The 13,557-nt window shown below is 31.6% G+C and carries 18 protein-coding genes; all 18 read right to left on the reverse strand.

From position 1 onward, the window contains the following. Nucleotides 1–43: 43 nt before the first annotated feature. The 18 genes from flhB to flgB all read right to left on the reverse strand — a co-directional run bounded on the left by flhB (nucleotide 44) and on the right by flgB (nucleotide 13,283). Complete coding sequence (gene flhB, locus G7082_RS12965) at nucleotides 44–1,111, reverse strand: flagellar biosynthesis protein FlhB (protein WP_166035553.1); 1,068 nt, start codon at nucleotides 1,109–1,111, stop codon at nucleotides 44–46. 4 nt (nucleotides 1,112–1,115) lie between these two features. Next, nucleotides 1,116–1,874, reverse strand: a complete 759-nt coding sequence (gene fliR / locus G7082_RS12970; RefSeq protein WP_166035555.1) for a flagellar biosynthetic protein FliR — start codon at nucleotides 1,872–1,874, stop codon at nucleotides 1,116–1,118. Nucleotides 1,875–1,886: 12 nt separating this feature from the next. After that, the gene (gene fliQ, locus G7082_RS12975; RefSeq protein ID WP_166035557.1) at nucleotides 1,887–2,150 is read right to left on the reverse strand and encodes a flagellar biosynthesis protein FliQ; all 264 of its coding nucleotides are present in this window, start codon (nucleotides 2,148–2,150) and stop codon (nucleotides 1,887–1,889) included. 13 nt (nucleotides 2,151–2,163) lie between these two features. Beyond that, nucleotides 2,164–2,916, reverse strand: a complete 753-nt coding sequence (fliP, locus tag G7082_RS12980; protein ID WP_166035559.1) for a flagellar type III secretion system pore protein FliP — start codon at nucleotides 2,914–2,916, stop codon at nucleotides 2,164–2,166. Continuing rightward, a complete protein-coding gene (locus tag G7082_RS12985) occupies nucleotides 2,900–3,286 on the reverse strand; it encodes a flagellar biosynthetic protein FliO (protein WP_166035561.1) in 387 nt (128 codons plus the stop codon). Before G7082_RS12985 ends, fliP begins: the two co-directional genes overlap by 17 nt. A gap of 16 nt (nucleotides 3,287–3,302) precedes the next feature. Then, nucleotides 3,303–3,806, reverse strand: coding sequence for a flagellar basal body-associated FliL family protein (locus G7082_RS12990; RefSeq protein WP_166035563.1), 504 nt, complete (start codon nucleotides 3,804–3,806; stop codon nucleotides 3,303–3,305). Nucleotides 3,807–3,824: 18 nt separating this feature from the next. Beyond that, the gene (locus G7082_RS12995; RefSeq protein ID WP_166035565.1) at nucleotides 3,825–4,028 is read right to left on the reverse strand and encodes a flagellar FlbD family protein; all 204 of its coding nucleotides are present in this window, start codon (nucleotides 4,026–4,028) and stop codon (nucleotides 3,825–3,827) included. A gap of 41 nt (nucleotides 4,029–4,069) precedes the next feature. After that, entirely contained in the window at nucleotides 4,070–4,969 is a 900-nt protein-coding gene (locus tag G7082_RS13000; protein WP_166035567.1) for a flagellar hook-basal body protein, read from the reverse strand. Nucleotides 4,970–5,069: 100 nt separating this feature from the next. After that, nucleotides 5,070–5,570: a flagellar hook capping FlgD N-terminal domain-containing protein gene (locus tag G7082_RS13005; protein ID WP_166035569.1), complete on the reverse strand. Its 501-nt coding sequence runs from the start codon at nucleotides 5,568–5,570 to the stop codon at nucleotides 5,070–5,072. 12 nt (nucleotides 5,571–5,582) lie between these two features. Beyond that, nucleotides 5,583–6,821 (reverse strand): flagellar hook-length control protein FliK, encoded by a 1,239-nt coding sequence (locus tag G7082_RS13010; protein WP_166035571.1) that lies wholly within the window; start codon nucleotides 6,819–6,821, stop codon nucleotides 5,583–5,585. A 17-nt stretch (nucleotides 6,822–6,838) separates the two neighbouring features. Beyond that, on the reverse strand, nucleotides 6,839–7,273 hold the full coding sequence (fliJ, locus tag G7082_RS13015) for a flagellar export protein FliJ (protein ID WP_166035573.1): 435 nt from the start codon (nucleotides 7,271–7,273) through the stop codon (nucleotides 6,839–6,841). Between the two features lie 15 nt (nucleotides 7,274–7,288). Further along, a complete protein-coding gene (fliI, locus tag G7082_RS13020) occupies nucleotides 7,289–8,617 on the reverse strand; it encodes a flagellar protein export ATPase FliI (protein ID WP_166035575.1) in 1,329 nt (442 codons plus the stop codon). After that, nucleotides 8,610–9,452 carry a FliH/SctL family protein gene (locus G7082_RS13025; RefSeq protein WP_166035577.1) on the reverse strand — a complete coding sequence of 281 codons (843 nt, stop codon included), beginning with the start codon at nucleotides 9,450–9,452 and terminating at the stop codon, nucleotides 8,610–8,612. The genes fliI and G7082_RS13025 overlap by 8 nt, the downstream gene beginning before the upstream one ends. Continuing rightward, nucleotides 9,436–10,440: a flagellar motor switch protein FliG gene (fliG, locus tag G7082_RS13030; RefSeq protein ID WP_166035579.1), complete on the reverse strand. Its 1,005-nt coding sequence runs from the start codon at nucleotides 10,438–10,440 to the stop codon at nucleotides 9,436–9,438. The genes G7082_RS13025 and fliG overlap by 17 nt, the downstream gene beginning before the upstream one ends. 8 nt (nucleotides 10,441–10,448) lie before the next feature. After that, nucleotides 10,449–12,062, reverse strand: coding sequence for a flagellar basal-body MS-ring/collar protein FliF (gene fliF / locus G7082_RS13035; RefSeq protein ID WP_166035580.1), 1,614 nt, complete (start codon nucleotides 12,060–12,062; stop codon nucleotides 10,449–10,451). A gap of 29 nt (nucleotides 12,063–12,091) precedes the next feature. After that, nucleotides 12,092–12,430, reverse strand: a complete 339-nt coding sequence (fliE, locus tag G7082_RS13040) for a flagellar hook-basal body complex protein FliE (protein WP_166035581.1) — start codon at nucleotides 12,428–12,430, stop codon at nucleotides 12,092–12,094. A 14-nt stretch (nucleotides 12,431–12,444) separates the two neighbouring features. Next, the gene (gene flgC / locus G7082_RS13045; protein ID WP_166035583.1) at nucleotides 12,445–12,861 is read right to left on the reverse strand and encodes a flagellar basal body rod protein FlgC; all 417 of its coding nucleotides are present in this window, start codon (nucleotides 12,859–12,861) and stop codon (nucleotides 12,445–12,447) included. A gap of 32 nt (nucleotides 12,862–12,893) precedes the next feature. Further along, nucleotides 12,894–13,283, reverse strand: a complete 390-nt coding sequence (flgB, locus tag G7082_RS13050; protein ID WP_166035585.1) for a flagellar basal body rod protein FlgB — start codon at nucleotides 13,281–13,283, stop codon at nucleotides 12,894–12,896. Between the last annotated feature and the right edge of the window lie 274 nt (nucleotides 13,284–13,557).

Consider the following 13,557-nt stretch of genomic DNA (forward strand, 5'->3'; position numbering starts at 1 on the left):
ATTTTTTCATTACCTCCATTATGTCCCTTTGATTAATTAATAATTAAATTTTATGTTTATTTTCCTCATTCATCTTATAAACAAAGGCTAATATCTCGGCCACAGTTTCATACATATCAACTGGAATAGGCTGACCAATATCCGTTGACTTATAGAGTGACCTAGCTACTGGTTTATTTTCAAGAATAGGAACTTTATTTAGAGTTGCTTCTTCTCTAATTTTTTTAGCGATTAAGTCTGCCCCTTTAGCGACAACGATAGGCGTTCCACTGTTCTCCTTATCGTATTGAATAGCAATTGCTAAATGAGTCGGATTTGTGATAACAACTGTTGAATCTTTTACTTGACTCATCATGCCTGAAATCATTTCCATATACATACTTTTTCGTTTTGATTTAATTTGTTGATCCCCTTCTTGCTGTTTGTATTCATCTTTGACTTCTTGTTTAGACATCTTCATTTTCTTTCTAAATGATAACCACTGAACAACATAGTCCAATATTCCAAGTAAGAATAAAATTATCGCAAGTTTCAAACTAAGTTTTTTTAAAAAATGTAAAATAAAGAAAGGTAGTGCTTGTATTCCGGCAGAACCGGCATTAAAAAAACTATCCAGTACAGATTTTATTTCACTTAAAGTAATTACAAAAACTAGTATTAACTTACCCATATTTTTCAAAAGTGTGAAAAATGCTTTTTTATTAAACAAATTTTTAAAACCGCTAATAGGATTTAATTTTTTGAAATTTGGTTTTAAAGGCTTTGTTGTAAATAAAAAGCCTACTTGAAGCAAATTACTAATCCAAGCACTAAAAAATGCAATCAACATGAATGGAGCAACAATCACTAAAAATTTCATTATATTTTGAAACCCAATGACATTTAAGTTATTTTCTAAATTTTCGTAGCCATAAAAGTTGGAATAATAACTTTGAATCAAGCCAACACATTGTCTAATGACATATTCCCAAAGAGGAATAAAGAACAATGAAAATATGAAAAAAGAAGTGGCTGATACCAAATCAGGACTCTTTACGAGCTCTCCTTTCTTTCTGGCATCTCTTAGCTTCTTGGGACTGGGTTTTTCAGTTTTTCCATCTTTATCTGACACCCTCTCACCTACCTAACGATTGTAAGAATTCACTCATATATTTATTCATATCTGGAAAAATATGGATGATTAATTGAACTAAATTTGGTAGAAATAGTAATACAAAGAAAAAACTAATTAATATTTTCATTGGCATTCCCAACATTAAGACATTAATTTGAGGAACACTTCTTGAAACAATTCCTAGTACACAATCAGTGACAAACGCAACTAATACAACAGGTGCTGCTAGCATGATTGACATTTCAAAAACTTTAGCAAACAATTTAACCATTCCTTCAACAGTATTCCACTTCATACTGGCTTCGGTTAATGGAACGATATCAAATGATGCTAGTAAGTTTTCAATCACAATATGATGCATATCAGTCACAAAAAAAAGTGTTAATGCCAACCAATAATACAATCGTCCATAATTAGAGCCTTGAATCCCAATTGTCTGATCATATACTGAACCCATTGAAAAACCAACTTGAAAGTCAATGATTTGCCCTGCCATCTCAATAGCAGAAAAAATTAATTGAACAACAAAACCTAAAGCAATTCCAACCAACAGCTCCTTAATAATATAAAAAATGCCGATATATAAGTTATTTGTTGAAATAGTCTCTGGAAGTACACTAAAAACACTAATACTTAATGAAAAACTAATCAGTATTTTTAATAAACTCGGCGTTTGTTTAAAGGAAAATCCTGGAGCTGTCACCATAAAACTGGATATTCTACAAAATATTAAAATAAAAGTAAATAGTATTGTATTCATTTCTCACCATCATTATAAAGAAGACATTATTTCAAACATATGTTTTGTAAATTCGATTAGTGTTGTGATCATGAAATTTCCCAATATTATTAAGAATAAAAATACAGTTAATAATTTCGGAACAAAACTCAACGTTTGTTCTTGAATTTGTGTCGTTGCTTGTATGATACTTATAAACAATCCTACGACCATCGCTACTAGCAGAATTGGACCTGCAATCAAAATGATCTTAAGAAAAGCTTCACGCATGACATCTAAAACTAATTCAATTGTCATCTAAAAATCCTTTCTACTGAAATCCTTTTACTAAAGTCTCTACGACTAAATACCAACCATCTACTAGAACAAATAACAATAGCTTAAATGGTAAGGAAATCATGACTGGTGATAACATGAACATCCCCATTGACATTAAAATACTAGATACCGCCATATCAATAATTAAAAATGGTATAAAGATTAAAAAACCTATACTAAAGGCTGTCCTTAATTCACTAATTAAAAATGCAGGCGTCACTATATGTAGTGGTAATGATTCTGGATTTTTAACCTCTTTTTTACCAGAATTCTTTACAAAAAGTGCTAAATCTTTTTCTCGGGTTTGTTCCAACATAAATTTTTTAATGGGCTTTTCAGCTAGTTTAATTGATTCAGCTTGAGTGATTTCATCTTTCATTAAAGGTTGAATCGCTGTAGTATTAACCTCTGTGTAGACAGGTTGCATAATAAAGAATGTTAAAAACAAAGCGATTCCTATCAAAACTTGATTAGGTGGTGTCTGTTGTGTTCCTAATGAATTACGAACAAATGAAAGAACCATTATTATCCGAGTAAATGATGTAGTTAAAACCAGAAGAGTTGGAATCAAGGTTAATACCGTCATAAGGACAAATAATTTAACTGAATCTGTTGTTCCACTTGTTCCTACTAATTTACTCACTGTATCAGTCAAATCATCCACTGGAACAGCGACTGCACTAACAGGTAAACAAAAAAGACCAAGAATTATCAGAATAATTTTAGCGTTAATCTTTCTTTTCATTCCGGGTCTCCTTTCTAAAAAATTTTAGTTTACCAATTGTCTTTTGATATGTATTCAATATTTGCAGCTGTTTCTCTTCTCTAAATTCTTGATCCACCATTTTTTGAACAATAATCTGTTGAACTTCTTCTTCACCAAGTTCTTTAATTAAATCATTTGAAGTGGGCGTCATACTCATTAAATAGTACTTTTGACAAACTATGACGATTGCCATGGATGACTCTTTTCCCACTGTTAATTTTTCTATTATTTCTATATTTTTACTTTGGCTATAAGTTACTTTATTCATATAATTTAATGTTATTTTGATTAAAATAATTATTGCAAAAAGAAAAACAATACTTTTAAAAAGTAAAAAGATACTTCCCATTATTTCCCCTTCTTGATTACTGAATTACTAGATTTGTTATAAAGACTTCTCTAACTAAAGCAGAACCGTAATCTTTATTAATTTGATCTCTTAATTCTTCTTTTAATTTATTAACGCCATTTTGATCTGCTAATATACTGGATGCATCTTTTTGTCTTAATTTATTAATGACGCTATCACGAATCATTTCAGTATTTTCTTGAACTGTTTCAGCGTTTTTACTATTAGCTGTTAATAGTGACATCTCAATACGTATGTAAGATGCTTCCTTATTAGGTCCTTCTGCAAGATTAATTAAAAATTCTTCTAGCGGAACAGATACTTCATCTTTATTATATTTTTTATCAACTGCTACAACTTCTTCTTTTGGTTCATTTTTATGTAAAAACATGTTCCCAACAATCGTTCCAACAGTTCCAGCTGCAATTCCTACAATTACGATAACTACAATTAGAATTATTGATTTTAAACTTTTTACTTTTTTTTCTTTTTTTTCTTCACCATTATTTTCTGGCTCCATCTTTCAACACCCCATACATTAGTTATCATTTATCAAAGTAAAATTAAACACTTCTTTTTGATAATTTTTAAAAAGATTAACTACTCGCTCTGATGATTCTTTTACCATAATTGTTTTACCATCAGAAAGTGTAATAATTGTATCTGGTGCTTGCTCAATTCGAAAAATAAGTGCGGTATTTAAATAAAACTCTTGATTATTCATTGTCGTTAATTTAATCATTTGTTTCTCTCCTTTTTAGCAAGCACCAGGCTTGTTTTAAATTATCGTTTTAAGTTGATTAATTCTTGAAGCATTTCATCAGAAGTTGTGATTGAACGTGAGTTAGCTTGATACGCACGACTTGTCACAATCATATCTGTAAATTCAGTTGCTAAATCTACGTTAGATCCTTCTAACGCTCCTTGAATCAATCGTCCACTTCCGCTTTGTCCAGCTCTTACATAGTTAGCTTCACCAGAGTTATTTGATTGTAAGTAATTATTACCACCTTGTTTTTCTAACCCATCAGGATTGGCAAAAGTTGTTACAGCTACTTGACCGATAATGTACGTGTTATCATCACTGTAACGCCCTGTCACAAGACCTGATGAGTCTATAGTGAAGTTCACTAGAGTAACGTCTTTTCCATCTGCACCCACTAATGTATTTGGAATCACAATAGGTCCTACTGGCTCTTCTAACTGAGTTTGAGCATTGAAATCAGGACTATTTTGAATAGGAGCTCCAGTTTTCGGTTGATACCCCATAACTTTATATCCATCTACATTTACAAGTGTTCCGTTGCTATCTAAACTAAATGCACCATTTCGTGTATAGTATTTTGTTTCATCTTGATCATCTTTTTGTAAAACAAAGTATCCTTTATCATCTAAAGCGAAATCAAGTGGTCTACCTGTTGGTTGTGGCGTTCCAATCGTATTCATTTTATCAATTGATCCTACTTGAACTCCTAAACCAACTTGTCTTGGGTTAACCCCACCGCCACCAGTCATCGTCGGTCCTTGTGCATTTGCTTCTGTTGAGCTCATTACATCTTGAAAAGTAACACGTTCTGATTTGTAACCATACGTGTTTACGTTGGCGATGTTATTGGCTGTAACATCCATTTTTGTTTGTTGACTTTTCATACCACTTACGCCTGAATTCATTGAGTTTAACATTATTTTTCCCCTTACTTTGCACAGAGAGTGCTTTTTTATTATCAATTTTCAACATAATAACATTGTTAAGTTACTATACTGAAAAATCATAAAAATATCCTTACGGTGTTGGTACTTCTGGATTCTCAGGTGTTTCTGGAGTAGCTGGTTCTTCAGTCTCCTCTTTTTTCACCTCACCTATGGCTGATACTTGTGCCATTAAGTAATCTTTCCCGTCGATTACAATAGTTGCGATTCCACCTTTAAATTTAACTTGTTCAACAACACCTTCAACCGTATTATCTTTGTCTACCATTACTGAAACAGTTTTACCAATTAAACCGATTGCTTGTTGCTGGTGAGTCATCATCATTGTGTATTCCAGGTCGCCACCGATTTCTTGAAGTTGCTCCAATGTCGCGAAAGTTACCATCTGAGTGATATAATCCGTACCGCCACTACCACCACCATCAGAACCATCAAAACTCGGATTAGCCATAGATGCTGCTAATATTTTTAAAAATCCATCCATATCTAACCCATTGTTTTTCTTTCGATCAGTTGGAACGTATCCACCTGTATAATCAGTATTTACATCCCGGTTTTCCATAATATCTGGCATTTTTTTGCCTCCTTAGACTAAAATATCAACAGAATCTCCATTATTACTTTCTTTTATGTCATGTCTGTCTTCTTTGATATCATAATTATTTTGTGATTTTTTCTCATTCAGCATTTTTTGTTGATTCTGTCTCTGGCTCAAATCACCGCCAAAATCAGAGCCTGAATGATTCGACATATTCAACATAACTTCTGTTTTAGAGACTACTATATTTTGTTTCTCCAAAGCTTCTTGTAGAATAGGTAAATTATGATTAACTAATTCTTTTACCTTATTAGAATCTACTAAAAATTTTGCAGTTAGTTTCCCATTATCTAACTCCAAAAGGACATCTAAATTACCTAAATTCTCAGGTTGTAGAGTCACTTTAAATTGGGAATTTCCTTTTTCGATGATTTTCCCTGTTTCTTCTGACATCCACTCTATGATTGGTGTCAAATTATTTTCTTTAAATACAACACTGTCTTTAGTTGAAATAGTTTTTGTAGAATCAATAACTTTATTCTCTGATATTTTTTCTTCTGAACTCTTTAAGAAAAAAGGATTGATTTCATCTTCACTATTTTTTGCATCAATTACTACATTTTCACTATCATTTTTTGAATTATTAGTTTCAGATTTCACAATATCAAAATCGTTCTCATCTTTTACATCTATCTCACTTACTAATTTTTCTGAAACGCCTTCAACTTTACTAGCATGTAGCTTATTAGCATCTAACAATGTTTTATTTGATAGGACATTATCCTTGTTTAAATCAGTTAAATCGAACGTATTTATCTTTTTTAAAGGCTCTGCTACAAAATCTTTATTTAGCAATTGTTTTAAGCTTACATCAGTCTCCACTGGAAATTTCTGAAATTTGCGAATAGAAAAGTCAATACTTGGAGATTGATTCTTTATTGTCTCTGCATTATTACTTATCTGATTTTCTACAAACAACTCTTTTTTAATATCAGAATCTATAACATTCGTTTGATCTTGTTGTACATCTAGACCGCTACTTAAAAGTTCTGCAGGTAATTCTTTTTCTTGACTTGTTTCATTTGTATCTTGATTATCTTCAAGACTTTCAACCACATCTTCAAAATTAATTAATCTTGGTAGAGCATTTTCCTCTAAGGAACCTTCATTTCCATTGATTTTTAATTGTTGCATCAATATTTCAGAAAAAATTCCTTCGATACTTCCATTAGATTGTGCATTTGATTTTGTACTACTAAAACCACTGGAAATTTTTCCTGCATCCATTTATGTTTCACCCTTTTTTAAAAAATAGAATTACCATATCTTAATGTACCCATTTCATCTAATTCTTTTTGTTCTTCTTTTTTACTATCACTAATATAGGTTTCATAATGTTTTTCTTTTAAACGTTCTAAGATCTTCCGTTCTTTCTGAGCACCAACAAAAATGTCTTTCATTTTTTCGGTTTCATTACTGTACTTCATAACGGTTTGTTGTTGTTTAATAATTTCATTATCCAAATGATCCTTATAAACATATTGTTGTCTTAACGTATTAATATCAACCAAATTAGTTTGCTCTTTTTTAATACGCTGACTCGCTTCAACAAATCCCTCTAGTATTTCTTCCTGCTCTCGTTGTGCTTGCTGATAAACCAAAAAAGATTTTTTTGCTTCTTCCTCTTGAGAAGAACGCCAATTTAAAACATTGTCCAAAGAAAATTTGTATTTATTCAATAGTTTGCACTTCCTTTACCACTTCTTGTTTGATATAAATATTCGGTTCAATTCCTCAACTGTTTTAGCATAACTAAATCTTTCCTCAACTTTTTGCGTTAAAAATTCCTTGATACCATTTTGCAGTGCTATGGCTTGATCAACTTTACTATTTGTTCCGGATTTATAGGCACCTATATCAATTAAGTCTTTAGCCTCTGCGTATATAGCCAAATTCTCTTTCAATTTCCCTGCTTTTTCATTTTGATCATCATCAACAATTGATTTCATTAAACGACTTAAACTTTGCTGGATATCAATCGCTGGATAGTGATTCTCTCCAGCAATTTTTCTTGATAAAACAACATGTCCATCAAGAATCCCACGAACCGCATCTGCAATTGGCTCATTCATGTCATCACCTTCTACTAAAACCGTATAAAAAGCAGTAATCGACCCTTTTTCGGACATACCACTTCGCTCAAGTAATCTTGGTAACATCGCAAAAACTGATGGTGTGTAACCTTTAGACGTGGGTGGTTCTCCCGTAGCTAGACCAATTTCTCTTTGAGCCATTGCAAAACGAGTGACTGAATCCATCATTAAAACAACTTTTTTCCCTTGATCTCGGTAGTATTCAGCAACAGCAGTCGCAACAAACGCTCCTTTAAGTCTTACAAGAGGTGGCTGATCTGAGGTAGCACATACTATGACTGATTTTTTATAACCTTCAGGTCCCAAGTCATTTTCAATAAACTCTGTCACTTCTCGACCACGCTCACCGATTAGGCCAATAACAATGACATCTGCTTCACAATTTCTAGCAATCATACCTAACAAAGTACTCTTACCTACACCACTACCTGCAAATATTCCTAATCTTTGACCTTCACCAACTGTTAAAATACCATCTATTGCTTTTACTCCAGTACTCATAACTGTCTCTATTTTTCTTCTTTTAAAAGGATCCGGGGACTCTTGTTCAACAGGATATGCTGTCACTTTATTTCCTTTTTCTCCAGTTAGAACTCTTCCCAACCCGTCTAAGGTTTTACCGAGTAAGTCCTCAGAAATTTCAACTTCAAGTGATGTCCCTGTCGGTTTTACTAGACATCCAGGACCTATACCATTTAACTCATCTAACGGCATTAATAGAACAGTCTTGCTTACAAAACCCACCACTTCTGCCAAAACAATTTTTTTTGTTTTGGCAATTTCTATTTCACAAACTTCTCCAATAAAAACATCTAAACCTTCTACTTTTATAATTAGTCCTACAACTTGACTAACTTTACCGTATTTCGTTAAGTACGTTTTCTTACTGAAATTATTCTGAACTTTTTGAAGTGTTAAATTTTCAAACATCGCACTCACCCTCTGATAAATCTTTTACCATCAACTCTAATTGTTTCTTAATATCAAGATCAATCACTTCATAATCTGTTTCAATTACACATCCATTTAATTTAAGACTTTCATCAACAAGTACTGTATACTTCATTTGCTCAGATGTTTGTTTGAGTTTTTCCATATATTTTATTGTTGATTCGTAGTTATCCTTAGTAACAAAAACGGTTATAAAGTTATCTTCTTTATCTAATCTATTAAGAACTGGGGCAATTATTTTTCTTAAACTAACCTCATCTGTTGATAATTCTTCATTGACAACTTTTTCTGCCATGATAGAGGCCAGTTCTATAAACTCATTTTGTTTTTCTTTTTTATATTGTTCCACTTGTTCTTTAGTATTTTTGATAATTTCTAAAGCATTATCTTTTAAGTAACCTGCTTCTTCTACTCCGACTTGAAAACCTTCTTTTTTCCCTACTTCAAAACCGTCTAATCTTCCTTCTTTTAACCCTGAATCGTATGCCTCTTCTTTTATTCTTTCAGCTTCTAACTCTGTTGCTTCTTCTACTGTTGCTCTAATTGTTCTTAACTCATGAAAAAATTTATCTCGTTCTTTTTTTATGACTATTTGATATTTTTTTTTCAGAGCTTCTAATTCTTTCTCTAAATTAGAAATCATTAAGCTACTGTATGGATTATCTTCTAATCCTTCTAAAGATAATAGGTCATCCCCTATATTTTTATCAATAGGAAGGCTTTTTTTTTTTGGAACATAAGTTGTCTCGATCTTTCTTATGTCTCTTTTTTCAATGACATTGGAGTGCTTAAAAAGATTATGAGATGACGGCATCTTGATCACCTCTTCCGATGTAAATTTCTCCTTCCTCATCTAGACGACGAATAACAGCAACAATATTTTGTTGTGCTTCTTCAACTGCTGATAATCGAGCTGGTCCTAAGAACTGTAGATCCTCTTTCAGCATTTCAACAGAACGCGAACTTTGATTTCCATAAATGAAGTCTTTAATTGTATCTGATGCTCCTTTAAGTGCCAATACAAGAACATCATGATTAACTTCACGCAACACTTTTTGGACATCTGATTTTTCAAGACCAACAATATCATCAAATGTGAATAAGTTAGCTTTAATTTCTTCAGATAATTCTGGTTGTGTTTTCTCAAGGTCGCTAATAATATTTTTCTCTGTACTTCTTCCGACTGAATTCAAGATGTCTACTAATGTATCTACTCCACCAACATTTTCAGTATCATTATTAATAAAGTTAGAGAATTTATTCTCTATAACTTTTTCAATTTTTTCTATAATAATTGGTGATGTTCCAGAAATAGTTCCAATTTTTTCAGCTATTTCAGCTTGTCTATTGTCTGGGAAATTTGCCAAAATTTCTGCTGCCTTTTCTGGCTGCATGTAACAAAGAATCAATGCTACTGTTTGCGGATGTTCCTCTAATAATAAATTGGTTAATTGTTGTGGATCTGCTTTTCTTGCAATATCAAACGGTCTTTCTCGTAATTGAATTTGTGTTAACACATCAATTACTTCCTTGGCTTTTTGAGTACCCAGTGCTTTATTTAAAATATCTACTGCATAATCAATCCCACCATCAATCATATGTCTTCTTGCTGTTGACATTTGAATAAACTCTTCTATAACTTGATCTTTTTCATCCGGATTTACATGGTCAATATTAGCTATTTCATAACTAACTTTCTTTATGTATTTTTCTGGAAGAAGCTTCATTATTTGAGATGCTGTTTCAGATCCTAGTGAAATCAATAAAAGAGCTGCTTTTCTTGTTCCATCTACATTTTCCATTGATTCACCTACTCATCTTTCATCCAAACTTTGATTAATTCTGCTGCAAGTTCTGGGTTTTCTTTTGCGTAACGTTTTGCTTTTTCTTCTTTTTCAATCGCATCTTGATATTTCAAATTATCTTCTTCATTTAGTATTTCAGGCTTGACCATTTTTTGTTCGTTCTCTTCAATGTTAGAAACAATTTCATCTATTTTTTCTGAAGGAATTTCATTAATCATTTGACCTGATACATCTAAATCTTCGTAGTCGTAGTAATTATCTTTTTTCTTCTTATTTTTGATAACTAAGAAAATAATGACAACTGCTGTTACAATTATTGCTGCAATAATTCCAATAAAGATCGGATTAGATAAGATATTTTTCATGAATGAAGCATTACCTTCATTTTGATTATCTTCATTTGTTTCCTCATCTGTTGCTATTTTAATTCCTTGAATCGTAATTTTATCACCACGATCACGGTCATAGCCTACAGCTGATTGGACTAGTTCTTCAATTTGATTTTTTTCTTGAACTGATAAATTTTCATTAATTAAAACAGAGGCAGTGACTCTTTTCACAACTCCTGGTGCGTTTAAGACTTTTGTCGTTTCTGTGTCTAACTCATTATTTATAATATGACTATATGACTTTCCATTCTCACCATCTTCACCGATAACATTCGTCACATTATCTTGAATGTTGCCACCTTCGATAGCTTGTTGGTCGATACCCGCACCATCAGAATTAGCTCTGATTTCTTCACTTCTTACTTTTGGTTTATCATATGTTACTGACGTTCTTTCAATTGAGTCAAAATCTAAATCTACATTGACTGCAACATTTAACTTATCTTTATCAAATAGTGTATTCAACATATTTCCAGTTTTATCTTCTAACTTAATTTCTAAATCATCTTTCATTTTTTGATACTTATTAGCTAAATCTGTTGAGCCATTCCCTCTTTTTTCATCAAGAATGTCAGACAATACATTTCCTTGCTCATCAACAATTTTAATATTTTTTTGAGGTAAGTTTTCAACTGCACCACTTGTTAAAGAAGCAATTCCTTTAATAGCTTCTTCGCTTAGAATTTGATTAGGCTTTAATTTTAAAATAATTGAAGCACTTGATTCCTTATTTTTATCTTCAAAAATACTTTTATCTGGTGTAACTAACATCACTTTTGCTTCTTTTACAGCTTCTAAAGACTCTATCGATCTTTGAAGTTCCCCCGTAACAGCTCGTTGATACATGATTTTTCGATCTTCATCTGTTGTCATCATGTTTTTTTCATCAAAAATTTCAAATCCAGTTGATTTATTGGGTAGCTGGTTATCCATAGCTAATTCAATTCTTGTTTTATCAATCGAATTACTTTCAACTAGGACCTTACTTCCTTTATCTTCAAGCTTATATTTAACACCACGCTCATCAAGGTTTTTAACTATATTTCCTGAATCAGCATCAGATAGATCTGAAAATAAAACAGAATAATTGGTTTTATTTTTTAAATAAGTGGAAAATATAATAACTGCTATTAAACTAACTATCCCAAGTGAAATACTAATTTTTCCAATTCTACCCAAATTTTTCCATTTTTCGATGAGAGTGTCTTTAACTTCGTGTACCTTTTCCATGTACTAAATCATTCTCCTTCGCCAATCAATTAAAACTGCATATTTTTAACTTCGTTATATGCCTCGACACATTTATTTCTAACTTGAACGGCAGTTTGAAGAACAAGTTGTGATTTATTCATATCAATCATCGCAGTATGGATATTGTCTAAATCACCTGATATTAATTTAGGAATATTATTACTACTACTAGCTAATTCAGTATCAACTTTATCAATTGCCTGACCTAAAACACTCGAAAACTCTTGCTCGTTATTTTCTTGATTATTTTGTGGTTGTTTTTGAAAGACATTTCCTGAATCCATTCGATTTTTTAATTCTTCTCGATAATTTGAAATCTCATTAAAATTATTTGTTATCATATTCATCCAGTTTCACTCCTTTAATCTTTCGAAATCTCTAAAGCCTTTTTCATTAAATTTTTGCTTGATTCAAAGGCTGCAGTATTCGCTTCATATGTCCTTAATGTATTCATCATGTTTAACATCTCATCACTCAAATTTACATTTGGTAATTCTAAGTAGCCAGCTTCATCAGCATCAGGATGTTCTGGTTGATAAACCGTTCGAACATCTTCATCTACACGTATACCGGTTGTTTTAACACCAAAACTTTTATTTCCTTTGTCTGATTCTTTCTTCAAGCTTTCTTGAAAAGTGACCGTTTTTCGTTTATATGGTCCTCCCTCTTCCGTTCTGGTTGTATTCACATTAGCTATGTTAGTTGAAATTGTATCTAGTTTCATACGTTCTAACGTCAACCCGCTTGAATTAATATTAAATGAATCAAATACTCCCATGCTTTATCCCTCCATTTTTTATTTAAAATCAACTAGTGATTTATAACATAATTTAACTGAGACAGTTCGTGATTAACCTGTCTTTGTAAAGAACTATAGTAAAGTTCATTCACTGCTTTTTCAGTCATTTCGTAATCCAAATCAACATTATTGCCGTTATCTTTTACTGACGTATTGTTTCTTCGAACTACTTCTGGCTCTAAATTATTTAATCCCCCATTAATAGACAAGTGATTACTATGAGTTTTATTTAAATCAATTTCATAATCAGCATTCGCTTTTCTTAATTTCTCTTCAAATGAAACTCTTTCCACTTTATATCCTGGGGTATTAATATTCGAAATATTCGTTGAAATTGTTTTTTGTCTCAAGTCGGAAGCGTCCATCGCTTGATTCAAAAAATTTAAACTCTGAAAAACCATATTATTTTCCTCCTATTTTTATGAAAACCATCGTTATTTTACGTTAATATTTTTCTCTAACAATATTAATAAAAAACAAAAACATTTTTTCACATGGAAATATCAATTTTAAAATAACTGTTTTTTTGTTTTGTTAAGTTATAAAAACTAGTTATATAACTACCAACAATAAAATAGTACGTTAACTGAAAAAAACGTTATTAAATCATTGTCGTTTTTTATTAAACAAAAAACTAACTGATAGAAAAAACACTATTTAAGTTGTTAATGTCAA

The sequence above is a fragment of the Vagococcus hydrophili genome (assembly GCF_011304195.1).
In the GTDB taxonomy this organism is placed as follows: domain Bacteria; phylum Bacillota; class Bacilli; order Lactobacillales; family Vagococcaceae; genus Vagococcus; species Vagococcus hydrophili.